Below are 26,331 nucleotides of genomic sequence, written 5' to 3'. Positions count from 1 at the left end.
TTTTTGCGCCCGACTTTAGTCAAAACTGGTCGATTGGTCCACTCGCCGCTCCATTATTCTACATATACTATGGTGAACGTTTATAGAGAGGAGGAATACGAGTGACGTTCGCCAAACAAATCGTTTCCAAATGGAAGCGACGACTGAAAGCTTTTGTGATCCGCGTGAAAGCAGCTTTGTTCTATAGAAATCGCTCGCTCTCAAACCACCCTACGAATGGAGACGAAACACACTACCAGGGTAAAATAGCCAGCTTTTCGAAAGCTTTGCCCCATGATTCTCTCGGTGAAGTGAATGTCGATGCCTACGAACAATACATCCATATACTGGAATGTGGAGAACCGAAAGATTATGAAAATCTCCCCCTTGCAGGAAAACGAAAAATGGTGGATCCCCAAGCAGCCTATGCATTCGAAATGGTCGGTCCGGACAGTCATCAGTTGACGACCCCACCTCCAGCTCCACTTGCCAGCGCCGAAATGGCAGCAGAGATGGTGGAAGTCTATTGGCAGGCTCTGACACGTGACATTCCTTTCGATGATTACGATACCCACCCTCTCACGATAGAGGCCGCAAAAGAGCTATCTTCTCTGGAAGATTTCCGAGGACCGAAAACGAGGGATCAGGTCACCCCTCAGACCTTATTCCGTGGGCATCTTCCGGGTACGTTGGAAGGACCTTACGTTTCCCAATTTCTTTGGAAAGACGTTCCGTACGTAGCGACGCAGATCACCCAGCGTTACCGAACCACGACCCCGGGAATCGATTACCTGACCACATACGAGGATTGGCTCGCCATACAAAACGGAGGGCTTCCTTGCGATCCTGAGTACGATTCAATCCCCCGCTACATTCGAAATGGACGGGATCTGGGCGAATATGTCCACCATGACATCACGGTGGAAGACGGAGTTACAGCGTGCTTGATTCTACTAAGCTATGGGGATGCCGCCTGGGATAAAACGAACCCTTACCTTGATTCGACTACACAAATCGGATTCCCGACGTTCGGAGCTCCTCATGTACTCGATTTCGTAACGAAAGCCGCCCGTCCAGGCTTGGAAGCTGCCTGGTTCCAGAAATGGCTCGTTCACCGGCGACTGCGTCCAGAGGAGGTCGGCGGCCGGGTTCACAACCAATTGTTGGGCTATGCGGATTATCCACTCCATCAAGATCTCCTGTGCTCTGAAGCAGTACAAAGAACCTTTGATGAATACGGTACGTACCTGCTGCCACAGGCTTACCCTGAAGGGTCCCCTACCCATCCAGCCTACCCGGCAGGCCACGCCACATTCATCGGTGCTATGGTTACCATGTTGAAGGCATTTTTCGATGAATCATTCGTCATTCCGGACCCCGTCCTTGCAAGCAGCGACGGTCGTTCATTAGTCCGCTATGAAGGACCCGATCTGACCGTCGGTGGAGAGTTGAACAAACTTGCAGCAAATATCGCCATTGGACGTGACGCCGCAGGGGTACACTATCGTTCCGATGGTATCAATGGCCTGAAGCTCGGAGAACAAGTCGCCATTGGCATTTTGCGCGATTACAAAGAGACGTATCATGAGAAATTCAACGGATTCTCTCTTACAACCTTTGATGGCGATACGATCATCATCTGATAACGATAAATGATCCACTATCGAATGCCCATCCTCGGTCAGACCTAAGGACAATCGCAAAAAAGCTGAATCACGATACAGGTGATTCAGCTTTATTAATGTTCATGTAAACATGCAGCATTTCCCGGGAAATAATCAACCTACAAAATGTTCATCTCATCATAAATACGATTGATTTATTTACGAGTGAAGAATGCCATGAACTTTTGAAACCCGCTTCTTTGTTCTGTCATCTTAGATTCCAGACGTGAATTGAATTCCTCCTGGGCATGCCACACTTCCTGCTGTTCTCTCCTCATATCTTCAATCTCTTTTTGCAACTGATCGTTCTTTTCTTTTTCTTCTTCCAGCATTTCCTCGTATTGTTTTTGCTGCTGGTCAATCAACTTGTTCATTTTCTGGGTCGAGTTCCCGATGCCTGAGCTGATGGCATGGTGATCCTGACGCAGGCGACCCACCGTTTCTTTCATTTCTTCCATATCGGTCGCGAGCTTGGCGTTCATTTCTCGGGAAGCGGCAAGCTCTTGGGAAATGTAGACAAGCAGTTCACGCATTTTGTGAGGATCTTCGATCGGCATATCGTATGTATCGGCGGTCGCTATATCGGTGGAGTCGGAGGTTAAGCGGTTTTTTTGCTGTTTGACGAGTTCTATGGCGATTACTTCCAGAGACTTTTCCGTATCGCGTATCGTTTGTAGCGCTTCGATATCGGATTGAACGAACACTCGGCGTGTGCCGTTCTTAAAGAACTCATACCCGCTTCTTTCTAATACCTGTCCATACTTCCTGACGGTCGGAGTGGCAATGTTAAGCTCTTCAGCGACTTCTTTCGTTGAATAAGCACGTTCGTTGGGTTGTATATCGTTTCGCATATCGTACCTCCTCCCTTAAATATGCACCCTTTGAAGCGCTTTTTCAAGAGTATATCGTCACACGATACAAGAAATTTACACTTGTTGTATCGCCAGGCGATACAGTGTATTTCTACTTCCTATTCTGAATAGTAGAAAAAGCCGCCTCGATTAGCGGCGGCTTTTTGAATAATCAGCATCTATGATCGCTGACCTCTGTACTTATTTGTGGTACGGCTCACCAGGGTTGATTTGCAAATCCAATACACTATATATTCATTTGATTACCTATTATAGTCGTCAATAATCGAAATCGTTTTATTCGCCACTTCACTGCCAAGTGCTCCATACAATTTCTTATTGCCAATTATATAAAACTCTTCTTTTGCTCTTGTAGCTGCAACATTCATCATATTTGGTTCAGAAACAGCCCACCTCGCTGCACCACTGCTATTAGAGTCCGATCCAAGAACAAAATAGACAATTTTTGCTTCTTTCCCTTGAAAAGTATGTACCGTTCCAACATTCGACACTTTCCCATTTTCTCGTTTCGTGAAGTTAATTTCATCTAAAACTCGAGCAAGTTGATAAGCCACATTTTTAAAAGGTGATATAACATAAATATCATCCGCTAAATCTGGATTTTCCTGTAAACGTTGATCAATTAGATTTTTCAGTAAGTCAGCTTGTTCTTTAACAAATTTGTCATTTGCTTTACCAGTTGAATGGTACCATTTTGATATTCCTTTTGACTCTTCTTCTAACTTACCTTGTACCATTAACCCATTATATGAAATTTCATTTGCAATCGTAAACATCGGATAGTTCGAACGCCTATGGACCCAAAGCGGTATACCAATCCATTCATCATCCTTCTTTTTGAAACCATACTGACTTGCGTCATCCACAATAGTTTGAGTAGACGCATCAGCAGAGACAAACTTTTCATCAACATTGTAATTTCTGCCGATCAAGGCCAGAACATTTGAATCTAACGTTACTACTGGTTTTATTTGTGATGGATCCCCCACAACCATCACCTTTTTACTTCTAAAAATTGCACCCACACTAGCTTGAGGTAGTGCTTGGCCAGCCTCATCTATGAAAAGATTGCCTATTGAATTTTCATTAAGATTTTTAAACATTCTACCGAAACTAGCAAAAGTAGTGCTGACAACAGGGATAGTGAAATTCAACCACTGCCATGATTCTGAAATTAACTGATCTCCATTCTCTTTTGCAATATATTCAGTTTGTTTACTCCAAATAATCCTGGCCGCTTTTAAACTTTTTCTGTTTTCATATAGGAATTGCTTTCTAACTCTTAAGGCTGAGATAAATAACTCTGATTGTAAAATACGGAACCTCTTTGTAAACCATGGATTGGACTTTTGGAGTTCATTATAGGAAAGTGAAAAATCCAGTTCCTTAATGCCACTTTGAGATTTGAGATGTTCCAATTTCGCAATTTCTTGTTTTAATTTCTTGAAATTATTTTGTTGATCAGTCATCCATCGGTCGAACTCAGCTTTTGTATCCTGAATTTGCTTTTGAGAATACTCACTTTTTGCAGCACTTTCCTTTAACCCCTTTTCGAGCTGCTTACGGTCATTTAACCATTTAGTTTTTTGTTGAGAAAGATGATTCAATTGATCATTTATATTATTGAGATCTTTGAAATAATGCTCTACTTTAGTTTTATTGAATACTTTCTGAAGCCATAAAAAACTTGGCTTCTGTGAAGTAACTACATCATAATTCCTTTCAGTCTGAGCTTGTACATCCGTTACATTTTTTATTTCATTGGAAACGCCCGCTAAATCTTTTTGCATATGTATACTTTCTTGTTTCAGTCTTTCAAGTTCACGCTTTACTTCTTTTTCTTGTGAATTTAAATTTGTTCGTTTCTTCTTTTCTTCTTGTTCAAAAGCAATGGATTGCTCCTTATGTTTAGCTTTTAATTTTTGAAGAGAACACATTTTCTCACTACATTCTTGGATTTTTTCTCTTTCTATTTTTAACTCATCATAGAGACGAGAGAATTCTTGATATACATCTGTATTCGCTTTATAATTTTCTTCTAACTCATTTTCAATGAATTCAATGTTTAAAAGTAACTTGCTAATGTTTGTTGATGCTCCACCTTCTAACGAGAATGCACCCCAATTTTCCTCGTTTAAGATCTCACTGTTAATCTCACGTTTCTTTCCGAAACCTTCACCGGTTAATTTTGAATTAGAAATATCTTTAAAATAGTCTACTTCCGCGAGTTGCTTTTGAAAATCGTCAGCAACCTTTTCTTTCTTTGGCAGCTCCTTCACAATGTTTTGGACTGCGCCATTGTTTGAACTTGCTACAATAATATTTTTATTAGAAATGGAATGCGGTAAAACGCCAATTTTAGCATTTTTCCAATAAGTTAAACTACCTTTAATCCTCTTATCAGAAAGCTGTGAAATTTCTGCTGCCTGTTGTACTACTAAATCAGCAAAAATATCTTTCAACAGTGTTGTTTTCCCTGTGCCCGGCGGCCCATTGACACTCCGAATATCATTTCCATCATTTAAAGCTAGATTTACTGAAACCTGCTGCATGAATGAAAGTGCATAATCAGGATTACTTGGGAACCGTCCCAACGGATAATATTTTGGTTGTAAAATTAATCCTTCGAAAATTTTAGAATTAAATTGAATTGACTCTTTGTTGCCATCTAGATTTTTTCTATTCCCAGAAAAACCATTAAAATATCGATTTAAATTTTTATTAGTGGTTGTCTTTGCTCTGTTCAAATCTTCAATAAAGAAGGAATGAAAATTCACATCTCCATTATCCAAGTTTTTCACAAATGCATAGCGAAAGTTCTCTGTTGAAACATTATGCTTTTGTAATAGTTCAGAAATTGCGGTATTAAAATCTTCATCAAATTTCCTATTCAACTCGTCTCTAAAGGAATTTTCAACCTTTAAGAAATCTTTCGGAAAATTACCATGTTGGTGAATATAACCACTCACCGTATAGAAGAATCTGTCTGCTATAAAATTTAATTGGTTATCAAAATATAAAGAAAAGGTGAACTTGTCTGAGTTGCTAACTTCTTCGTATGTTTTAGAAATATTGTATTTCTCCCTCAAGATTTCAACAACTTCTTGAAAGTTGAAAATATCAAAATATAAAACTAACCCCGACTTCTTAAAAAAATAATCGGATACATTTTGTTGTTCTTTTTGTTTAGTTAAGAAGTCTAAAAAAAAATGATTCCAGTCCCCCTCTTCTGTACGTAAAGGCTTTAGTGATTTATCGCTCTTTTTAATAGAACCTTCAGACAGCTGCTCTATAGTAATCCAAGCATCTAAAATATCTTTCCTTGTATTCATATTCTCCCTCCCATTATCATTCTCTTATTGTCAAAACTTTTATAAGAGATAAGTTATAGAATTTTATTGTTGAGGGCTTTGTAAGCAAAAAATTGCCTCCCTGAAATCTAAGGATAATTGAGGTTATCACACACAACTACCTTAGAAAGGAAGTGACAATTTGCACAATCAAATTATAACCTATTAATTAACTTTTATTAAGCTTACTCTCCTCAATATTTATCTCGATTTTTCTGTTTACCATCACTTGTGATACGGTTCATTTTTAATGATTCTGAACGCCCGATATACCTGTTCAAGCAACATCAGACGCATCATCTGGTGCGGAAACGTCATTTTAGAAAAAGAGAGAGCATAGTCGCTCCGCTCCTGCACTTCTTTACTGATGCCGAGAGACCCGCCAATGACAAAGACGATTTTGCTGGATCCATAGGTCATCAAGTTATCAATGTGGGAGGCGAGTTTCTCCGAGGTAAGGAGTTTCCCTTCGATCTCTAGCGTTATGACATACGCATCCTGGGAAATTTTCGAAAGGATACGTTCGCCTTCCTTTTGCTTCACCTCTTCCATCTGTGCTTCACTCAGATTCTCAGGTGCTTTCTCATCCGCCACTTCAATGATTTCCGTCTTGGCGTACGGACCAAGCCGCTTCGTATACTCCTCAATGCCCTGTTTCAAATATTTTTCCTTCAGTTTTCCGACGCTGATGATGGATATTTTCATTGATGTTCTCCTTTCTGCCTGGCCCCTTCAAGCATCCGGTTGAGGGTATGTTTCAGATTAAGGATTTCTTCTTCGTTCATATCAATATTGTCGAGTAACAAATCTGGGATACAGGCCGCCTTCTCTTCTGCCTTGCGTCCTTCTTCCGTAAGTCCTACCAGCACCCTCCGCTCATCTTCCTTTGAACGGTAGCGTTCGATGAGATTTTCTTTTTCCATACGCTTCAGCATCGGCGTAAGGGTCCCGGAATCAAGGTATAGACGTTCCCCCAGTTCTTTTACGCTGAGCGGACTCGTCTCCCACAAAGCTAGAAGCACCAGATACTGAGGATAGGTGATATTCAAATCCGCAAGAAGCGGGCGATACAGCTTCGTCATTTCACGCGTCGTCGCATATAAAGAAAAACATATCTGATTTTCGAGTTTCATTTTATCTTCGGCCATCATTCATTCCTCCTAAAGCTATTATAGCAAAGCCATCCCCGTTCCTCATGCATATAATTTGCAACTTATATTTTGGTTGTATACTATTTAATTGTGCACAATTAAAATTAGAAGAAGGAGCGGATGAACGATGAGTAAAATTCTTTATACAGCAAAAGCTACAGCGGAAGGCGGGCGCGAAGGTTCTGTCAAAACGGACAGCGAAACGCTGAATCTTGATCTCGCTATGCCGTCTTCTCTTGGTGGAGAGGACAAAGAGGGAGCGACAAACCCGGAAGAATTGTTCGCAGCCGGCTATGCTGCGTGCTTCGATAGCGCTCTTCAATTGGCTGCTTCCCAAGGGAAGAAAGAAATCACATCCCGCGTCTCTTCGGAAGTAAGCATTGGCAAACAATCAGATGGTCTCGGTCTTTCTGCGAAGCTTCATGTAGAAATCGAAGGGGTCACCCAGGAGGAAGCTGAAGAGCTTGTCGAGAAAGCCCACCAGCTATGCCCTTACTCTAAAGCCACACGTGGAAATATGAATGTAGAGCTCAAAGCGAAAGCGGTTTAACCCTATTCACACAAAAAACCCGCCACGACGGCGGGTTTTTAATCATCCATTTATTCTGCTGATTCTTGAAGCATGAATACGACCTTCGCTGCTTCTGCTCTTGTTGCGTTCATCTTAGGATTGAATTCATTGTTGTTGTTACCGACCATGATTCCAAGCTCTCTGGTTTCATCTACATATTCATCGAAAAGCGGGCTTATGTGATCTTCGTCAGCGTACATATAATCTTCTTCTATCATATAATCTTCATCTGTCCAATATTCATAGGCTCTCATAATCATAGCTGCCATCTGTTCACGCGTGATTTGAGCGTTCGGGTAGAATTCCGTTTCAGAAACCCCGTTTGTGATGCCAGCGTCATACGCGGCTGCTACTTCGTCATAGAATGTGGACGATACATCCGTAAATGGCATATCATTATCCGTATCAAGATCCATCGAACGGACGACGAAAGCTGTGAATTGAGCGCGGGTTACGTGTTCTCCAGGCTTGAACATTGTGTCTGAAAAACCGTTGATGACTCCCTGCTCTACAAGCGGATAAATGTACTGGGCTCCCCAGTAATCTTCAGGTACGTCTTCAAACATAGGACTGTTATCCATTTCCATGAACGCTTCAGGGAACTGGTTAACAATCGCGCTACTGAAGATTTTCGCAGGGGTGAACATATGCATATAACCTTCACGTGCCGTCATCCAGGCTATACCATAATCCTCATTCACATAGCTATCAAATGCTGTAACTAGTTGATCGACATGTGTTTGGAGACCTGCAGCAAGCGTATCCGCGGGAATTCGTTCCCCAGAAGCATTTTCCATAAAGGTAGAGAAGTCCTGACGATATTCATCGAGCTCATCAAGTGCTGCCTGACGTCCATCTTCATTGTCCATAGCCGTAGCTTGTACATAATCTACGAAATAACCGATATGGTTACTCCACAGAGTTTCGAACTGCTCTCCACCTTCTTCTCCGTACACTTCTTCAATAGCAGCGGCCAATTCTTCTGTGTTTTCACCCAGGACTGCTGCATTCGCATCAAATTCTTCTGCTCCATCATAACCATTCTGCATAGCCTGAAGAGCAAGACCGAAGTGCTCGGAAAGCAGGAAATTAAGATCGGAACGGAGATCGATCGCAGGCGTTACTGCTTCTGTTTCATTCACTTTCTCCGGGTATTCCGTCGCAATGGCCTGGGACAGAGCTTTACTCACTCCATACATATGCTGCATCGCGTCACTCTGCATCATATAGGCTTCATTATAATCTTCATCCACATACGCATCGAACGCTCCGATCAACTGATCGATGTGCGTCTGCAGGTTAGAAGCGAGCGTTTCCTGTGGAATATTCGTTGCTCCTGAAAGGAAAGCGGAAAAGTCTTCTTTGTACTGCGCCAAATTAGCAAGAGCCTCCATTTTTCCCTCTGCATCATCTTCTGCTGTTGCCGTAACGTAATCGACAAAATAACCGATGTGAGCACTCCAAGTTTCATTGAACATATTTCCGGCGCTCTCTCCGAATAAATTCTCAATATTCGTTGTAAGATCATCGGTGTTATTATTCAGAGCTGCCACCGTCTGATCGAAATCACCATCACCGTTATACCCTTTCCTCATTGCCGTAATAGCAAGATACGCGTGCTCCGAAAACAATTGATCCAGAGTTGCTCTAAGTTCTGCCGCTTCCGTATCCACAGACGGTGATTCGTGACTATCCGCCCATACGCTTCCGGCCGCCGGAATCATAAGCATTACACATAAAAACACAACAAAGGCCGACTTCATCTTCAAATAAATCCCTCCTCTATTTTGAACCGGGGGGACTGTTCTATGTAAGCCCGCTTACACAAACATGAAAAATATTCCCAGAGGTCCAATTATCGGGTACTTAGCCTCTTTTCATTAAAGTGAAACATGTAAATAAAATACGGCTTTCATAAAGAAGGGAATTTGGTCATTTAAAGTCAAAAGTAAGTAGAAAAGGTCGGAAAATGTTAAAAATGAACTAATTCCTTTTTCATACGACTATTTACTATAAGAGACGTGAATTTCCTAAAGGATGCATACTTTCATTTCAAATCTTTTTTTCTATCGTTTCTCCGTCCCTCATATTTTTTACTTGCACCATTCTGCTTTCCACTTCTTCTTCCCCGACAACAATGACATACTGCGCTCCTTCTTTATCAGCCCGTTTCATCGCTTTTCCGATTTTACGTCCGGAGAAGTCCACCTCGACATTATTCCCTTCCTGCCGCAATTGTTGGGCGACCTTCAACGCTTCCTTTTCCTGGTTCATGGGAACGATCCAGTAGTCGATATCACTCTTTTGCTCTGCCTGATTTTCCATAGCTGCAAAAATAACGTCAAGACCGAAGGAAATCCCGACTGTCGGAAACGCGTCCTCCGTCCCGACAAGACCGGCGACCGCATTATCATAGCGTCCGCCACTTCCGATGCTCGAAGCAATCGCCCCTTCATTGAGGAAGATCTCGTAGACCGTTCCTGTATAAATGTCTAGCCCTCTCGCCAGCGATAACTCGAAGCGGCAATTATCGGCTACTCCCAGGTAGTCGAGATACTCCTTCAAGTCACGTAGTTCCCCGGTTCCTTCCCCGTTATACTCACCGATCCCTTGTTCAAGAGTCGTGAAGATACGAGTAATGACTTCTTCCTCTATTCCTTTTCGTTTCAATTCGTTTCTCACATTGCCGGATCCCAGTTTTTCAAGTTTATCGATTGTCTGAATTACTGTCGTCATCTTTTCTTTGCCTATTCCACAAGCTTCAAGAACGCCTGTCAGTACTTTTCGATTGTTGTACACTACCGTTACGGAAAGCCCGAGTTTTTCAAAAGCATCGACGGCCATTGCCATCAATTCCGCTTCGGCTATCACGGATTCTACGCCTGCGATATCGACATCGCACTGGGTGAATTCGCGCAGGCGCCCGGTTTTGATAGGTCCGTCGCGGAACACTTTGCCGATTTCGTATCGTTTCAAAGGCATCGGAAGTGTCGGGTTCATAGCGATCACTTTCGCAAAAGGAATGGTCAGATCATAGCGGAGCGCCAGATCCCTTTCCCCTCTGTCCGTCAGCCTGTACATCTCCTCCAGAATTTCGTCGCCGCCTGCATATTTAGAAGCGAGAAGCTCCGTTTCATTCAATATCGGTGTCTCCATCGGTTTGCAGCCGTAGCGGCGGAACGTCTCCTCCAGCGTCTGTTTCACCTTTCTCTTCAGCATCTCATCCTGTGGCAGATAATCACGTGTCCCTTTTACATTTCGCATCATTTTTTCCTCCTCTGAAATTTGATAAACAAAAAACCGCACCTGATGAAAGGGTATGGAAATCATCAAATGCGGTTCATTATAAATAGCCTTCCTATGTGCGTTTTTTCAAAAACGGATAGCAAGACTAGTCGATATGGTGATGGAGTTGTGTGCAGATTGATATAGACATGCTGCTCACCTCGTTGAACATACTTTATCATAGGAGGTCGGAAATTGGAACAGAAGAAATCCTACGTCTCTCCGCGAAATTTATCTTCAGGTCCTCAGAAACCTCATGCTAGTCCGCAAATGACTGTCGAATCCTGTCGAACGTCCGTAAAAAACCGCTCCAGGTCCGAAAACCATCAACACACTTCCACAGACAAAAAAAGACCGGCACCCACGGCCGGCCTCATACCCTTATTCCATCACGTTTCCTTCCGGCGGAATAGGATTCTCTTTCAATATACGCGCCAGATGAAGCGTATTGTACGCGAGCATCTTCACATGGGACCTGGTGAACTCATTGTCACGATCCGTATCCATATAGGATGGTCCCGGTCCCGCTTCACCGACCCAGTAAGCGTCCACGTTAGGCGGAACGACAAAGCCGATGTGTGATAAGCCGTAAAGAATGGATGCCGCTGCATGTTTCGCACCATCTTCGTTACCGGTGATAACCGCTCCGCCGACCTTATTGTAGTAGATGGACTGGCCATTCTCCTCGGTTTCACTGCTGGAGGCATACAAACGTTCCATCGCCAGATTGGCCACACTACTCTTCTCTCCGATCCAAAGTGGTGTTCCGACAATCAGCACATCCGCCTCTTTCACTTTTGCAAAAATCTTGGGCCACTCATCACCGTTGCCCATGTCCGGCTGCATGCCGAACTTGATGTTGTAATCGGCCAGACGAAGTTCTTCGACGGACGCTCCTTCTTTTTCCATGATTTCTGAGACTTCTTCTATCAGTACCTTCGTGTTCGAATCCTGATCGGACCCTTTCAAGGACGCATTCAGAAATAATACGTTCACATTACTCAATGGTTTCGCCTCCTCCACAGTTTCTGTTCCTCTATTTTCCTTTTCCTGAGGCGAACTAAACCTGGCAAGAAGCGTCCCGACCCGCAAACAGAAGATTCCCAAGGTGAAAAGAAGGGAGCTGATGCGCAGGGAGAAAGCCTGGATCATGACCCTTTTTCATCGATAAGCATCGAGAGTCTCTCAAGCATCGTCGGATGTCCATAACGCAAGTATTTGATGAGCGTCGGCGGATTCACATCGGAGAGTCCGCTCACCGTCAGTTGCTGGAAAGCGCCGATCGCCGCCTCTGTATCCGGTTGCAGATCGATAGCATATGCATCCGCCGCTTCTTCTGCCTGACGTGACACAGCCATTTCCACCGGCTGAGCGATAAAAGTGAATAGAGACAGCAATAGGAGCACAGCAGGCAGAGAAGCGAAATCGGAAGGACCTTCGATTTTCCATGCTTCCCCCCATTTTCTAAGCACAACCGGAAGCAGCCGGTATACCGCATACAATCCCAGGAGGCTTCCCCCAAGGACGCCGAGAAGCGACTTCATCAGATGATTTTTCACATAATGACCGATTTCATGAGCCATGATGAAAAGCACTTCTTCTTCCGATAATTTGTTCAAGGTCGTATCCCACAGTACGATTCTCAAGTTATCTCCGATGCCGTTCACGTAAGCATTGAGCGCATTCGTCTCCTGGGATTTGTTCACTTCAAACACCCGTTCTGCAGGAACCCCTGCCTGATCTGCCAACTGAAGGATACTCTCCTCGAGCTCAGGGTTCGTGAGCCGGTTGAAGTCATTGTAAAGCGGATCGATGACTACCGGCTGGATATACATCAGAAAAGCCATGAATGGAACGAGCATAAGCCAGGCATACAGCCACCATCTTTTAGGGAAGCGGCGGATCAGCCAGTACAGGACGAAGACGACAAGCACCATCATCAGCGTGTCGATCCAGAAGCTTACAAGGTTGTCCCTCATCCATTTCGAAAACGGTTCGATGGATACGCCGTAATCGAGCGAGAGGCGACGGGAGATATAGCTGATAGGGAGAGTTAACAGCCATGTGATCGCCGATAAAAACAACACGTAGAGCGGCAATTTGCCCAGGGACGCTTTCTTCAGACTATAAGACAGACCGAAAACGAGAATCACGGCGTAAATGATCCAGTCTATCGGCAGCGAGAGAAGATACAATAGGTTCTGATACCTCGAATATTCCTGGCTGAGAAGCTGTTCCCGCTGGGTCATGAATGTTGAAGGATCAGCGGCACTTCCCTGGAAGGCAGCCGGAACTCCGGGGTCTGTCCATACGAAAAGATATAGAAAAACAAGAGCCGCATAAATGATGTAGCCAGCACCTGTCCAAAACAGAAATCTTTTTTTCACGCGCGAGTCCCCCTTTGGTTACTATTATCATACTATACAAATCAGGGGATATTCATGAAAAATGGGCTCCTTCCAACTCCCGACAAAAAGAAGCGAGTCAGCTTCTTTCCTGAAAACTGACTCACTTCGGTCCTCGTTATTCTTCTTCGACTATTTCAAACGTTTCAAGCATGGCATCGAATCTCGCCCCGTGCCCTTCCGCTGCTTCGAGAAAGTAATTCTGTTTCACGACATAGGTCGTTTCTCCCTCGATGACGTACCATCGGTAAATCGGTGTATTCCACTCCGTAGCTCCCTGCGGCACCGCTCGAAGTTCTGTAGCCTCCTGCGGCGTTGTCACTTGTTCCGACTCGATCGAGTAATCCGGGTATGTCTCTGTCATTTCACTTTCAATTTCCCCCGGCGTCGCTTCCGTTTCAGTTATCATCATGGAAACCTCCGGGTACGCTTCCCCGAGTTCTGTGGCAGGAATGATCCGGTCGACGCCTTCCCCTTCTTCAAGACGGTACCTGTCTTCATCGACGTAAATGACATAGTTCCATTCTTCATCAGCATTCCGCTGAACATCCGTTTCTTCTTCCTGTCCTTCGATATTTATATTCTGTTCTTTTTCTTCCACAAACAATTCTTTCACACTATTCACCACCGGCTGCCTGAGATCCGGAATAGATGCAGCAACAATCAGAAGAATAAGGGTAGCAGCCACAGCTGTAGCCACCCACGGGGTCCGTTTCTTTTTCGTTTCTCCGGTGAAAAGTTCAGATTCGATCCGGCTCCACGTCTCCTGTTTCTGCTTTTCCATGTTGTCCGTTTCTTCTTTCAGACGTTTCTCTAGTTTCCGCTCGAATTTTTCACTCATCATCTGCCCCTCCTATCCGCTCACGCATCTTTTTTCTTGCCTTGAAGAGCCTCGATTTCACCGTATTCACATTCAGCTCCAGAAGGTCCGCGATCTCTTTTTCCGAAAAACCTTCCAGATACTTCAGAGTTAAAACGGTTCTATGATGTTCATCGAGTTCATCAAGTATTTCCCGGACTCCCGTGTCCCCTGAGGTTTCAGCCGCCCTTTCAAATAATTCGTCTTCTGCCGGAATCTCCCGTTTCTTCCTTTTCGCCAATAGTCTCCTGCTTTCATTCAAAAGAATCCGGTAAAACCACGGTTTGAACTCACGCCCCGGATCATAAGAATCGAGATGACGATATACTTTGATGAATGTTTCCTGAACGACGTCCGACGCGTCACTATCATTTTTGGTGATGGCATAGGCTGTACGTAGAGCATAGCCTGCATATTTATCGTATATTTTTTTAAAAGCTCGCTGGTCTCCTTTTTTCGCTTTACGGAGCAAGCGTCCTTCTTTATCGAACATCAACAAGCCCTCCTTTCACCCTTAACTACCTGCGTCCCCGCCGAAAAGTTTTCACTATAGAAAGAAGAAAGAAAAACTCCTTTCTTATCATTATTTGCAAAATTATGTATAACGGAACAAGTTACTCACATTTATCCACAGGGTTATACACAACCCATGTGAACTGTCTGTTGTTCACAAGTTATACAGAAACATCCACAGTTTATCCACAAAAACATGATTACATATAGTTGTATATGGTATCAGACCGGTTGTTCCCTACTATATATAGAAGTTATCCATAACCTTATTCACACCTTGTGGATAGTGAAATCCATAAAAAAACGCATGCATGTTATCCACATACACACGTTTTTCTCCAAATTCGATAGTACTATTGTTGAGAAGCCAGGGTGACGGTGACGGTATTCTCTTCCCCGTCCCTATAATAAGTGATTTCCATCTCTTCTCCAGGATCCTTTTCACGGTACAGATACTTTCTCAGTTCAATGATGTCCGTCACAGCATTTCCATCGAGTTCCGTAATGACATCCATCGGTTCCAGTCCAGCTTTCGCCGCCGGAGACATTTGACTGACCCTGCGAAGATATAGACCGCCTTCCACTTCCTCCGGTAAATTCAGCGTCTCCTGCCACTCGGAAGAAGGAACTTCGTTCAATCCATAAGCTTCGACACCGAGGAAAGCACGGTTCACCTGACCGTATTGTTCCAATTCTTCGATGATCGGTGTTGCTGTATTGATAGGAATAGCGAATCCGATGCCCTCGACAGCCGACTGGGCGATCTTCATGGAGTTGATACCGACGAGTTGTCCTTCGATATTGATCAGAGCCCCACCACTATTACCCGGGTTGATTGCTGCATCGGTCTGAATCACTTCAGCCTGCCAGTCTTCCATCCCATCTCCATTCAAGTCCTGAGGAATCGCACGCTGTGTGCCGCTGATGATTCCTTTGGTTACAGAACCGGAGAAATTCAGGCTGAGCGGGTTTCCGATGGCGATGGCCGGTTCTCCTGCTTTCAGGTTATCGGAGTTGCCAAGTTCTATGGTATGTTCTACACTATCTGCCGACATTTTAAGTACAGCAAGGTCTGTAAATACATCACTTCCGACGAGTTGGGCCGATACTCTCGTTTCATCCGATAGTACGACCTCGATCTCTGATGCTCCTTCGATTACGTGATGATTCGTTACCACGTAAGCAGAGCCTTCTTCCTGTTTATATATGACCCCTGAACCGATACCTGCCTGTTGAGGGTCGGAGGGTTGCTCCCAGAAATTCGTCTGAGACTGCATGTTCACGACACCGACGACAGAGGGCTTCACTTTATCTACCACCTCGGTGATTTGGGTCGTCACATCGACATCCACCTTTCTGGTCGTATTGCCGGTGAGCCCCTGGTCCCCTTCGGTAAGACCACTTTCATCTTCCGGAATGGTAATGTCATAAGGAAGCATTTCTGTCTGAACGAGCGCCGGGAGAGCCAAAAGTACAAGTACAGCTCCAAGCACCAGCCCTACAAGCGTAGGAACAGCCCAGCGCCTTTTCTTCTCACGCTTTTTCGGTGAGTGGTCATCATAGTACCCCACGCACTGTCACCTTCTTTCTTTTTTCTTTTATTCTTTCCTTTTTAAGCCCCCGATTAAACGTCATAGAGCGGTGTTGCCGCTTCTGGAAACGTATCGAGTACATCCAGCTTCTTACCCACTTCGAATCCTCGTTCTTTCAACACGTTCGTTACCGACATATTAGCAAGATCGATCATGTTGTTATCCAGGCTTAAGTGAGCAAGGTATACACGTTTCGTGTTGGTATCGAGTATATCTGTAAGCGCCAGAGCGCAATCCTCATTGGAGACGTGTCCGGAATCTCCGAGAATCCGGCGTTTTACGCTCCATGGATATTTTCCCATGCGCAACATGTGTACATCATGGTTGGCCTCGAATATATAAGCATCTGCTTTCTCTACCGTTTTTTTGATTTTATCGGATACGTACCCTAGATCCGTAACGAGTGCAGCTTTCTTCCCGTTCTGATGAAAGGTGAAAAACATCGGATCCGCTGCATCATGGGAGACGGCGAACGACTCTACGTCGATGCCTCCGAACGTCTGGACACTCTCTGTTGGAAAGTGGAACTTCTGATCAAGAGGTACCTTTCCGATCTGAGAATCCATCGCTTCCCACGTCTTCTCATTCGCATAAATAGGGAGGTTATAACGACGGGCCATGATCCCGAGCCCCTTGATATGATCACTATGTTCATGGGTCACAAGAATCCGTGAGAGTTCCTTCGGATCTACGTGTACTTGATCGAGAAGATTTTCAATCTTCTTCCCCGACAGACCGGCATCCACCAGAATCTTTTCATCTCCTGATTCGATATAAAACGCGTTTCCTGTACTTCCTGAAGCTAATACACTAAAACGTAGACTCATTTATTCCTCCGTCTCCTCTTCCTGTTGTTCGACCGGCTCAGGTGTACTTGAGCTCAGCTGACTCGCATAGGCTTCCGTAACTCTTTCAATAAAATCTCCTGCATCATTCGTAAGAATCTGTCCGTTTGTTGCATGGACGAAATAGAAGTCTCCTCCGACTCTAACCCGCCACGTCGGTGCAAACACCTGGGAACCGTTTTCCTGACCGGGTTCAAGATTTACGAGAGAGTAATATCCGACAGTCATGTCTTCAATTTTATCATTCTCCTCCAAATATCCGTTGTTGTAAAGAAGAGAAACGATATCCATCGGTGAGATGAGGTCCTGCTGCATTTCTTCCGATTCCTGGTCAGGAATTTCAAGCAGTGTCGCTGTATATCCGGTGATTTCTCCGTTTTCCGTACGGATCATAAGGAGACCGCCACGATTGTAGTAAATCGTACGATTATTCGCCTTCTGGAAAAATAACGCTGTCGATTCTTCTTCATCCCAGCCCCAATAGGAGTAACGATTGCTGAAGGGAACAATCTCCGATATTTCTTCCTGGATGTTCTCTTTGTCTATTTCCACTGGATCGTCAAGCGTCGATACCAATAGCCGGTCGTTGAATACATTCACTTGCTGATTCCCTTTATCCTGAAACCCTTCCAATTGCTGATCGGAAAAGCCTCCGGGATTCGCAGTCAGGAAGGACACATTCGGCGCTTCTGTCGGAACTTCTGAAATATCGATATTCTGCGTATTCAGCTCTTCTTCCAGAGTCGTCTCGGATACTTCCTGAATCACTTCACTTTCCCGGTTCGCCCACAGCTGCATAAGCAGAAACAGATCGAGAAGGAGAAAACTTATAATGAAGAGTGTTTTGATTTGTCCCCACTGCATTATGCTCCTCCTCCTGTCTGGACGACCGAATCAATATCAGTTATTTCCTTCCATGCTCCGTTCTGCTGGACGAACCAGGCCGGAATGAGGTCGTAGTAATTACTGAAACCCCCACCCTGAGATATAAGTTTATAACCGATCATGATATCCGTGATTTCATCCTTGTTGTACCTCGGGGAATTCTCGATGACGGTTTCGATCGTTTCTCCGGAAGCGAGTTCCGTAATCTGATTTTCTTCAGAAACGTTCGGATAGGACTGATAAGGATCCACGGTAACCATAGGTCGGATATATTCCTGCAACACTCCTGTCTCGAAACGGACGGACATGCTTGTAAAGTCCTCCGGATCCTGAAGAATAGGCCGTTCATTGAAGTACATGCTGAATTGTATGTCTCCGTAAGTCGAACGGATGTTATGAACGCGGAACGGATCCGTGAATCCGTAATGGTTGTTGATGAAGGTTACACTTTCCATCAATATTTCTCTCGTATTGAACGTTGTTGTAGTGACTTCCGACTGTTCGGTGACAGGGTTCAGATACTGCATTTTCTTCCCTCCGGCAACGAGATCCATCCGACTGAGACTATCGGAGTTTCTGAGGTCTCCGTTTGAGAGGCGGAATTGTTTTACGACAGTAGGATCACTGAACAATACGTTCTTCAACGGTTTCAACGGAATGGTTTCAGTAACGATAACATCCTTAGTTACCTCCACTGTATCCTGCGGCAGATAGATCCGACGTTCTTCATCCTCATCGAACATCAGATATTCCTGCCACATCGAAGCATTTCCGATTTCCGACTGAAGCTGGGTGAGGCTCTCGGAGTTGATGGAAGCCTGCAACATCCGGTCTCCCTCCGGAGACATAAAGCGGATCCCTGCTTCTTCACCGCTCAACTGAACGAAAGCACGGTCGAAAGAGAGAGGCGGCAACGTCAGATTCTGACTCTCGATAGGAAAAATATTCTGTATCGTTGCAGAAGTGAGCGTAGTCGGAAAGACGATCTCAAGCACGTCACCTTCCGAGGGGATCACTTTTTCAGAGACACTGATGTTGAATAGCGACCATGTCTGCATGCGTCTATACGTCTCTTCGATATATTCCCGGTTGTTGTACCCGTAATGGGTTCCGCCATCATGGTAAATGACCTTCTCCGGTGTCAAAAGCGCACGGATATCCTCTTCGGTGCCACCGATATTAGTTTCCTCTATCAACCCCTCCTCCTGATTCACTGTTTCAAGATTCGGCTGATAATTCCAGAGCGCAAGGGTCAAAAACAAACTGAAAGCAACTAAAATCACTAAAATGATGGTTTTGATCGATTCTTTGTTCATCTGCTCCCCCTCCGCTTCTGATTCATTAGCGGAAGCGTAAAGAAAACGGTCGTTCCTTTACCTTCTTGGCTTTCTGCCCATATTTCCCCGTGGTGGGCGTCGATTATTTCCCGGGCAATAGCGAGACCGAGTCCCGTTCCGCCCATTTCGCGGGTTCTGGCCTTATCTACCCTATAGAAACGGTCGAATATCTTCTCCACCGTGTGTGATGGCATCCCGAGGCCTTCGTCTTTGATACTCACCTGAAGTTTGTGGCGCATCCGTTTTACGTGAAAATGGACGGCCCCGCCTTCCGGAGAATACTTGATCGCATTTGAAATGACATTATCGAGCACCTGGGTCAGTTTGTCTTTATCAAGCCACACATAGATGCTTTCATTCGGAAGTTGTTTCGTAAACGTGATGCCTTCCACTTTATTCATTTCAAAACGTTCGATGATCTGTTCCAGGTAAGAAACGAATTCCACTTTCTCTTTGTAGAAATTGGATTCCTTATGATCCATCTTCGTCAGCTGCAGCAAGTCGTTGACGAGACGAATCATACGGTCCGTTTCATTTTGAGTCACATCAAGAAAGCGCGGTGCAATTTCCTCATCTCTCCAGGCACCCTCATTCAAAGCTTCGAGATAACTCCTCATCGTAGTCAGAGGTGTACGAAGTTCATGAGACACATTCGAAACGAATTCTCTCCGCTCCTGATCCGCACGCTGTTGTTCCGTAACATCACTGATCACCGTAATGAAGCCGTTCATTTCATAATTTTCGTCCTGTACGACGGAAAAGTTCGCTTTCAGAAGCAGGTGCTGATCACTACTGCTCATATCGACGATGACGGAATCAAGGTCTTCCATCTCTTTCAGATTGGCGACCTGATCTTCGAGACCGAGAATTTCAATCAGCGATTTCCCCTGAACTTCCTCGAACCTTTGGTCAATCAGGTGGGAAGCTGGTACATTCATAAGCGTAATGGCTCCCAGCCGGTCCGTGGCAATCACGCCATCCGACATGTTGGAAAGGACCGAACTAAGTTTCCGACGTTCTCCTTCCGTCGTAGCCTGTGAAATCTTCAATTTGTCGTTCAGGTCATTGAACGTATGACCGAGCTGGCCGATTTCATCATTCCCATGCACATTCACTTTCTGGGAAAAGTCACCGGTCGCCATGATTTGGGCCTGCCGCCTCATTTCAATAAGCGGTTTCGTGATGGTGCCGGCTACGATAATCCCGAGAATCGCTGTAATGAAGATAGATAAAGCCGTACCATTCGCGAAAATCCGGTTGATATCCTGCAACTGCTCGTACACGGAACTCATATCCGCCTCAAAATAGATGGCAGCCACGGTTTCGTCCAGATTATTTTCGATTGTCCTCGTACCTACCCAGAGCCGTTGCCCCGTTTCTGCATCCAGCCGTGTCTCCGGACTCGATTGTTCCTGAAGCAGAAAAGCCGAAAGAACGTCCGGATTTGTCGTCTTTTTCCCGACGTTCGACTGAGGGCTTGCCCCTCCACTGGCATAGGCGGCGATTACGACATTCGACCCTTCTTCGATGACCTGCAGTTCCCTGATTTCATTCCGGACGTATCCTTCGTTGAAAGAGTTCAGAATCCCCTGCACGTCACTTTGAAGCGACGGATCGCCTTCTTCCCGTTCTTCTTCGAATGCCTGCTGAATGTTGAAAGCGAGGGCATCCAGTCTTCCTTCTACGGATTCCGTGAAGTTATTTTCAAGCTGGTCTTTCAGGCGATCTACGAAATAAGCTCCGATTACCTGAAGACCGAGTAAGATAAGCAGGATGTATACAATAATCAGCTTCAGCCGTACCGACTGGAAAAAACCAACCTTGCTCATACACGCCTACTCCTGCTCAGGATTTCTTAAATAATAACCGACTCCGCGTCTGGTAACAATCCAGGCTGGCGTACTCGGATTCTCCTCGATTTTTTCGCGTAACCTTCTTACGGTCACATCGACAGTACGGACATCTCCGTAATAATCATAGCCCCACACCGTTTCAAGAAGATGTTCCCTCGTCATGACCTGTCCCATATGGCGGGCCAGATAATAGAGTAGTTCGAACTCACGATGTGTTAGTTCGATATATTCCCCGTCGCGTTTAACGGTGTAGGCATCCGGTTGAATCGTCAGACGCCCGATTTCGATTTCTTTGGAGCGCTGATTTCCCTCCTGAGGTTCCTGCTGCTGGCGACGGAGATTCGCTTTCACACGGGCGATCAGTTCACGGTTACTGAACGGCTTCGTCACGTAGTCATCCGCGCCCATTTCAAGCCCGAGTACTTTATCGATTTCCGCATCTTTGGCCGTCAACATAATGATCGGCATGACGTGTGTTTTACGGATCTCGCGGCACACTTCATTCCCGTCTTTTCCTGGAAGCATGATATCAAGAAGAATAAGGTCCGGGTCTTCTTCTTTGGCCGTGGCTATCGCCTCGTCCCCATCATAGGCACACACCACCTGATATCCTTCCTTTTCAAGGTTGAATTTAAGTATATCTGCAATCGGTTTTTCATCATCTACCACTAATATTTTATGAGCCATAACGTTCTCATCCCTTTCTCTCGAACTTACTTGCTCTTTCTCTATTCTAACTCATTTTTATAAACTTGTCTTATGGTAAAAGAAAAGCGGAGACATCCCGCTTAGAAGCTCTGGCCTAAGTAGACCGGTCAGACAAAAGTGCTCTTTCTTTTTTCTGATCCGGTCTACTTAGGACACGGGCTTCTGGATGTCGCAGCTAGACAAAAAGGAAAAGCGGAGAAGCCCTGTTTAGAAACCTCAGTCATAAGTGGAACTGTCAGACAAAAAGTGCTCTTTCTTTTTTCTGATCTGTTCCACTTATGGCTCGGGGTTTCTGGGCTTCGTAGCTAGACACGAAAAGCGGAGACATCCCGCTTAGAAGCTCTGGATCTGGAAAAGCTGAGAAGAAGCAGATTAACAGATATGCGACATTTCCCTACTCAAAACTTCCTCATACTACCGCATTAAATCACCTATGCCCGATTTTCAGCATAGACCCGTTCAAAAAACGTCGCATACCTTTTTATTTGCGACACTTTTCCTCCCGAACATTTCAAAAACATCGCAAAACCATCGAACGAAGACCGCAAGATAAGAAAAAAAGAGAGGAGCTATAGCGCTCACTCTCTTACTGACTCACGTAGGACAATGGATTCTTCAGGTTTCCGTTTTCATGGATCTCGAAGTGAAGATGAATGCCTGTTGAACGCCCGGTTGTACCCATGACGCCGAGCTTGTCCCCTTTTTGCACTTTATCTCCGACATTCACGTCTATAGAAGACAGGTGTGCGTATGTCGTTTTGTACCCATTGCGGTGATTGACGACCACTTTGTTGCCATACGCTCCGGATTTTCCGGCAGAAGCCACGACTCCGTGGTCCGCGGACTTGATTGTGCGATCGGAGACTCCGGCGATATCGATTCCTGCATGGAACGAGCCCCAGCGTTCTCCCTGTTTACTCGTCAGCACGCCACCGACAGCCGGCCACGTGAACTCACCGCTGCCGACCGAAGGTGTTTTCGTACCTTCTAGTATAATTTTCGGCGTCGGACTTTCGATGATTTTCTCGCCGAGTTTTTCCTGACTCAGGATCTCCGTGTTTTCTTTCTGATAGGAATAACGGACTTTCTTCTGTCCTTCGCTTCCTTCCTGTTTCACCTTCGTTTCCCCGATCAGAAGATCATTCGTTTTTTCGGTCTGTGTTTCAAAAGGAACGGATTCCGTCACCACTTTTTCTTTCTCTATTTCAACGTCTGTATAATCAACCTCTTGCTCCACCTGAATATTCTGGCCGGCCGTGATTCCACTTACCTGCGGGTTCAACTCACGGAAACGTTCCTCTGTCATCTGGTAAGCATCCAGGATAGAAGAAAGATTCTCTTTGTCTTTCACTTCATACTGTTTGGTTTCCATGCCGCCTTCATTCAGACGTCTGACAATTTCATCCACATCGCTTACCTTGCGAGGGTGGACCGCTTCTGTCTTTTGTTGTGGTTGTGTCGTCAAAGAAAAACCGGTAAGTTTCCCTTCGCCGACTCCGATCGTTTTATTCTCCCGGTTCTCAAAAGCTGTAAGCAGATCATTGTCCGCAAACTGCTGTTTGAACTCATCCATTACTTCCTTTGCCTTGGCTGCACTTGCTACATAGCCGGTCGTATGCCCGTCAAAAGCGATGGCTGTCGCTTCTGTTTTTACCGTCAGATCTTCCTGAACCGTTTCGACCGTTTCTTCATTATCGTATTGCGGATTCATCAGACGTTCGGATTCAAACGTCACGGACTCCTCTACGATCGTCTCCACGCCATAAGCGTCCTGCGCCTTCTGGAGACGTTCATCAATCGATTCCTTCACGATTTCCTTGCTGCTAACTGTCCCGACTTCCTCGCCATCAACGTATACGTGGTGAACAGGAGCCATGCTTCCCTCTACGTATGTCGCTCCCGCTGTCACTCCCAGACCAAGCAATGCTGCAAGTGACAGGTTTCTCATCCACTTTGTTCCCGTTCTGTGCAAAATGACTTCCTCCTGTATCTATCTATCTCGATTTCGTTATTTTTTAACCTTTTTCAATTTATCATTCTAAAAATCGAAAGGAAACAGGTATAGGAATTTGTAATCAACTTATAATCTTTTGTTTACGTGTTGTAAAAAAGGGGTAATGTATTTGTTTTGTGAATTTTACCCATATTTCTTTCTGGAAGCTTACGATGCACTTTTTCCTCTGAAATTATGCACGAAAAAAAGCACCCTGAATACAGAGTGCTTAGCTTTGAAGTGGCTCGGGACGGAATCGAACCGCCGACACACGGATTTTCAGTCCGTTGCTCTACCGACTGAGCTACCGAGCCGTTATTATGAAGATGGCGGTCCGGACGGGACTCGAACCCGCGACCTCCTGCGTGACAGGCAGGCATTCTAACCAACTGAACTACCGGACCTTTTGCTGCAACGAAATCTATCTTACCACAGCCATCTCCCCCTAGCAATACCATTCAGAAAAAATTTAGGCTTTCTCTTTGAGAAGTGCCTCCACCAGATGCTCCGGATTCTCCTCAAGCTTAAGAATATTCCGCTGAACTGCATCCACGAACCCGGATTCAATAGCGTGATCGACCATGGTCATGAACGGTGTGTAGTACCCGGCCACGTTCAACAGTCCAATCGGTTTGTGGTGTAACCCGATCTGAGCCCACGTCACCGTTTCCGTCAGCTCCTCGAGCGTGCCGAACCCTCCCGGCAAGGCGATGTAAGCATCAGCGAGCTCTGCCATTTTCGCTTTCCGCTCATGCATGGTCTCCACCTGAATCAATTCACTTAATTTGCTATGAGATATTTCTATCCCATCAAGCTGGTGCGGCATGACTCCAATCACTTCTCCGCCCTTTTCGATGGCACCGTTGGCAAGCGCTCCCATCAGTCCACCGCTTGACCCGCCGTAAACGACCGCCATCCCTTTTGCTGCAAGTGTCTTTCCGAGTTCATAAGCTTGTTGTTCATAGGCAGGGTTCGTGCCTTTTCTTGATCCCGCAAAAATGCATACTCTCATCTTTCTCACTCCTTACACCTGATATCTTTCTCTATTCTTTTCATTATGCCATAATCTCTTCCTTTATGTACCGTGGACAAACCACCAAACAAAAAGGAGACCTTTTGTCTTAAACAAAAGATCCCCTATCTATGATTATTCAGGATTCGCGGTATACACTACGTACGACATTGGTCTGCGTACGATCCGGTCCGACAGAGAAAATCGAGAATGGAATGCCTGTCAGCTGCGCCACACGTTCAAGGTAGTGACGAGCGTTCGCAGGCAAGTCATCCAGGCTTTTCGCTCCTGTAATATCTTCCGTCCAGCCGGGAAGCTCTTCATAAACCGGCTCACATTCAGCGAGTTTCTTCAGGCTTGCCGGGAATTCTTCGATGATCTCCCCTTTGTACTTGTATGCAGTACAAATTTTGAGCGTTTCGATACCGGTCAGGACGTCCAAAGAGTTCAATGACAAGTCCGTAATACCACTAACACGACGGGCGTGACGTACGACTACACTGTCGAACCATCCTACGCGGCGTGGACGACCAGTCGTAGTACCGTACTCATTCCCTGTCTCACGGATTCTTTCACCGATTTCATCCGTCAGCTCTGTCGGGAAAGGTCCGTCTCCTACCCTCGTTGTGTAAGCTTTCGATACGCCGACAACGTTCTTGATTTTAGATGGACCCACGCCTGCTCCGATGGTAACTCCACCGGCGATCGGGTTCGAGGATGTAACAAATGGATACGTACCCTGATCGATGTCGAGCATGACGCCCTGAGCTCCTTCGAAAAGGACACGGCGGCCTTCATCCAGTTTGTTATCGAGCACGACAGATGTATCGCAGACGTACTTCTCCACCTGCTGCCCGTATTCGTAATATTCGTCGAGAATATCGTCAATGTGGAACGGCTTATGTCCGTATACTTTTTCAAACAGACGGTTCTTCTCCGCAAGATTCTGCTCAAGCTTCTCGCGGAAACTCTCTTTATCGAGAAGATCAGCGATACGGATTCCCATACGTGCCGCCTTATCCATATAAGCGGGTCCGATCCCTTTCTTCGTCGTACCGATCTTGTTCTCTCCTTTATCCTCTTCCTGAAGCTCGTCGAGTTTCAAGTGATAAGGAAGGATGACATGCGCCCGGTTACTGATACGGAGGTTATCGGTCGAGACTCCGCGCTCATGAAGATACGCAAGCTCCTTGACAAGCGCCTTCGGGTCGATGACCATTCCATTTCCGAGAACACAAATCTTATCCTCAAAGAAAATCCCTGAAGGAATCAGATGCAATTTATATGTAGCATTATCAAATTTGATCGTATGGCCTGCATTGTTACCACCCTGGTAACGGGCAACCACTTCTGCGTGCTGAGATAAATAATCCGTTATTTTGCCTTTTCCTTCGTCGCCCCACTGGGTTCCGACTACAACTACTGATGACATAAAGGCACCTCCTACATTAATTCCT

General features: G+C 45.4%; 21 protein-coding genes and 2 tRNA genes. 2 read left to right on the top strand and 21 right to left on the bottom strand.

The features are described 5' to 3' along the window. The first annotated feature begins 101 nt into the window (after nt 1-101). Entirely contained in the window at nt 102-1,622 is a 1,521-nt protein-coding gene (locus BLQ44_RS11800; protein WP_093194099.1) for a vanadium-dependent haloperoxidase, read from the top strand. Between the two features lie 176 nt (nt 1,623-1,798). On the opposite strand, the gene BLQ44_RS11795 is transcribed toward BLQ44_RS11800, so the two are convergent. The 4 genes from BLQ44_RS11795 to BLQ44_RS11780 all read right to left on the bottom strand — a co-directional run bounded on the left by BLQ44_RS11795 (nt 1,799) and on the right by BLQ44_RS11780 (nt 7,013). Further along, nucleotides 1,799-2,494, bottom strand: coding sequence for a MerR family transcriptional regulator (locus BLQ44_RS11795; protein ID WP_093194098.1), 696 nt, complete (start codon nt 2,492-2,494; stop codon nt 1,799-1,801). Nucleotides 2,495-2,757: 263 nt separating this feature from the next. Next, nucleotides 2,758-5,847 carry an AAA domain-containing protein gene (locus BLQ44_RS11790; protein WP_093194097.1) on the bottom strand — a complete coding sequence of 1,030 codons (3,090 nt, stop codon included), beginning with the start codon at nt 5,845-5,847 and terminating at the stop codon, nt 2,758-2,760. A gap of 243 nt (nt 5,848-6,090) precedes the next feature. Continuing rightward, nucleotides 6,091-6,570, bottom strand: a complete 480-nt coding sequence (gene rlmH / locus BLQ44_RS11785; RefSeq protein ID WP_093194096.1) for a 23S rRNA (pseudouridine(1915)-N(3))-methyltransferase RlmH — start codon at nt 6,568-6,570, stop codon at nt 6,091-6,093. Further along, nucleotides 6,567-7,013: a MarR family winged helix-turn-helix transcriptional regulator gene (locus tag BLQ44_RS11780; protein WP_093194095.1), complete on the bottom strand. Its 447-nt coding sequence runs from the start codon at nt 7,011-7,013 to the stop codon at nt 6,567-6,569. Before BLQ44_RS11780 ends, rlmH begins: the two co-directional genes overlap by 4 nt. Nucleotides 7,014-7,143: 130 nt before the next feature. Between BLQ44_RS11780 and BLQ44_RS11775 the strand changes: the two genes are divergently transcribed. Continuing rightward, nucleotides 7,144-7,566, top strand: coding sequence for an organic hydroperoxide resistance protein (locus tag BLQ44_RS11775; protein ID WP_093194094.1), 423 nt, complete (start codon nt 7,144-7,146; stop codon nt 7,564-7,566). 50 nt (nt 7,567-7,616) lie between these two features. On the opposite strand, the gene BLQ44_RS11770 is transcribed toward BLQ44_RS11775, so the two are convergent. The 17 genes from BLQ44_RS11770 to BLQ44_RS11690 form a co-directional block, all read right to left on the bottom strand. After that, nucleotides 7,617-9,350 carry an S-layer homology domain-containing protein gene (locus BLQ44_RS11770; RefSeq protein ID WP_245688164.1) on the bottom strand — a complete coding sequence of 578 codons (1,734 nt, stop codon included), beginning with the start codon at nt 9,348-9,350 and terminating at the stop codon, nt 7,617-7,619. A 289-nt stretch (nt 9,351-9,639) separates the two neighbouring features. Continuing rightward, complete coding sequence (locus BLQ44_RS11765) at nt 9,640-10,851, bottom strand: histidine--tRNA ligase (RefSeq protein ID WP_281241410.1); 1,212 nt, start codon at nt 10,849-10,851, stop codon at nt 9,640-9,642. Nucleotides 10,852-11,253: 402 nt separating this feature from the next. Beyond that, nucleotides 11,254-11,877: a flavodoxin family protein gene (locus BLQ44_RS11760; RefSeq protein WP_281241409.1), complete on the bottom strand. Its 624-nt coding sequence runs from the start codon at nt 11,875-11,877 to the stop codon at nt 11,254-11,256. Between the two features lie 143 nt (nt 11,878-12,020). Continuing rightward, nucleotides 12,021-13,259 (bottom strand): M48 family metallopeptidase, encoded by a 1,239-nt coding sequence (locus BLQ44_RS11755; protein WP_176757508.1) that lies wholly within the window; start codon nt 13,257-13,259, stop codon nt 12,021-12,023. A 136-nt stretch (nt 13,260-13,395) separates the two neighbouring features. Then, nucleotides 13,396-14,118: a hypothetical protein gene (locus BLQ44_RS11750; RefSeq protein ID WP_093194090.1), complete on the bottom strand. Its 723-nt coding sequence runs from the start codon at nt 14,116-14,118 to the stop codon at nt 13,396-13,398. Beyond that, nucleotides 14,111-14,629: an RNA polymerase sigma factor gene (locus tag BLQ44_RS11745; protein ID WP_093194089.1), complete on the bottom strand. Its 519-nt coding sequence runs from the start codon at nt 14,627-14,629 to the stop codon at nt 14,111-14,113. The genes BLQ44_RS11750 and BLQ44_RS11745 overlap by 8 nt, the downstream gene beginning before the upstream one ends. A gap of 373 nt (nt 14,630-15,002) precedes the next feature. Further along, nucleotides 15,003-16,220: a S1C family serine protease gene (locus BLQ44_RS11740; RefSeq protein ID WP_093194088.1), complete on the bottom strand. Its 1,218-nt coding sequence runs from the start codon at nt 16,218-16,220 to the stop codon at nt 15,003-15,005. A gap of 53 nt (nt 16,221-16,273) precedes the next feature. Beyond that, nucleotides 16,274-17,068: an MBL fold metallo-hydrolase gene (locus BLQ44_RS11735; protein ID WP_093194087.1), complete on the bottom strand. Its 795-nt coding sequence runs from the start codon at nt 17,066-17,068 to the stop codon at nt 16,274-16,276. Beyond that, nucleotides 17,069-17,950 (bottom strand): two-component system regulatory protein YycI, encoded by an 882-nt coding sequence (locus BLQ44_RS11730; protein WP_093194086.1) that lies wholly within the window; start codon nt 17,948-17,950, stop codon nt 17,069-17,071. After that, on the bottom strand, nt 17,950-19,287 hold the full coding sequence (locus BLQ44_RS11725; protein WP_093194085.1) for a YycH family regulatory protein: 1,338 nt from the start codon (nt 19,285-19,287) through the stop codon (nt 17,950-17,952). Before BLQ44_RS11725 ends, BLQ44_RS11730 begins: the two co-directional genes overlap by 1 nt. Further along, the gene (gene walK, locus BLQ44_RS11720; RefSeq protein ID WP_093194084.1) at nt 19,284-21,137 is read right to left on the bottom strand and encodes a cell wall metabolism sensor histidine kinase WalK; all 1,854 of its coding nucleotides are present in this window, start codon (nt 21,135-21,137) and stop codon (nt 19,284-19,286) included. Before walK ends, BLQ44_RS11725 begins: the two co-directional genes overlap by 4 nt. A gap of 6 nt (nt 21,138-21,143) precedes the next feature. Further along, the gene (gene yycF / locus BLQ44_RS11715; protein ID WP_093194083.1) at nt 21,144-21,848 is read right to left on the bottom strand and encodes a response regulator YycF; all 705 of its coding nucleotides are present in this window, start codon (nt 21,846-21,848) and stop codon (nt 21,144-21,146) included. Between the two features lie 607 nt (nt 21,849-22,455). Next, nucleotides 22,456-23,841, bottom strand: coding sequence for a LysM peptidoglycan-binding domain-containing M23 family metallopeptidase (locus BLQ44_RS11710; RefSeq protein WP_093194082.1), 1,386 nt, complete (start codon nt 23,839-23,841; stop codon nt 22,456-22,458). Between the two features lie 262 nt (nt 23,842-24,103). After that, nucleotides 24,104-24,176, bottom strand: a tRNA-Phe gene (locus tag BLQ44_RS11705). A 13-nt stretch (nt 24,177-24,189) separates the two neighbouring features. Beyond that, nucleotides 24,190-24,266, bottom strand: a tRNA-Asp gene (locus BLQ44_RS11700). Nucleotides 24,267-24,331: 65 nt separating this feature from the next. Beyond that, nucleotides 24,332-24,874 (bottom strand): LOG family protein, encoded by a 543-nt coding sequence (locus BLQ44_RS11695; protein WP_093194081.1) that lies wholly within the window; start codon nt 24,872-24,874, stop codon nt 24,332-24,334. A gap of 139 nt (nt 24,875-25,013) precedes the next feature. After that, nucleotides 25,014-26,306, bottom strand: coding sequence for an adenylosuccinate synthase (locus BLQ44_RS11690; protein ID WP_093194080.1), 1,293 nt, complete (start codon nt 26,304-26,306; stop codon nt 25,014-25,016). Between the last annotated feature and the right edge of the window lie 25 nt (nt 26,307-26,331).

The sequence above is a fragment of the Salimicrobium halophilum genome, from assembly GCF_900100295.1.
Classification (GTDB): domain Bacteria; phylum Bacillota; class Bacilli; order Bacillales; family Halobacillaceae; genus Salimicrobium; species Salimicrobium halophilum.
This window is presented reverse-complemented; position numbering and strand designations above follow the sequence as displayed.